Consider the following 371-nt stretch of genomic DNA (forward strand, 5'->3'; position numbering starts at 1 on the left):
GTGTGCCAGGCCTGACCCACGAAACGATTGGCCACCTCCGCGATGCGGCCGGGGGTCGCGTTGCCCTCGCTCCGCGCCGCGCCGCTCACGGTCGGGTCGGTGACGAAACTGACCGATCCCGCGTAGCCGGCGCCGCCCACCTGCATCGCCGCGTAGGGGCTGGATGCCACCTGCTGCGCCTGCGCGAGCGTGGTACCGCCATACAGCGAGACGTTGCAGAGATCCCAGGGGCTTGCGCTGCTCACATAGGAAAGTCGGGAGAGCGCGCCATAGACGTCGCTCACATAGCTGCCCGACGCGGCCTGGTAGGTGAACACGATCCCCGCCGCCCGCGCATCGCCGCCCGCGGCCGACAGCGACACCGTGTTTCC

Annotated in this window: 1 protein-coding gene; it reads right to left on the bottom strand. The window is 70.1% G+C overall.

What is annotated here, in order from left to right; all coding sequences use genetic code 11:
• Positions 1–371: hypothetical protein (locus tag R5H29_RS05465; protein WP_332328880.1), on the bottom strand; the 371-nt coding region annotated here is incomplete at both ends.

Source organism: Stenotrophomonas sp. A3_2 (assembly GCF_036624925.1).
Classification (GTDB): domain Bacteria; phylum Pseudomonadota; class Gammaproteobacteria; order Xanthomonadales; family Xanthomonadaceae; genus Stenotrophomonas; species Stenotrophomonas hibiscicola.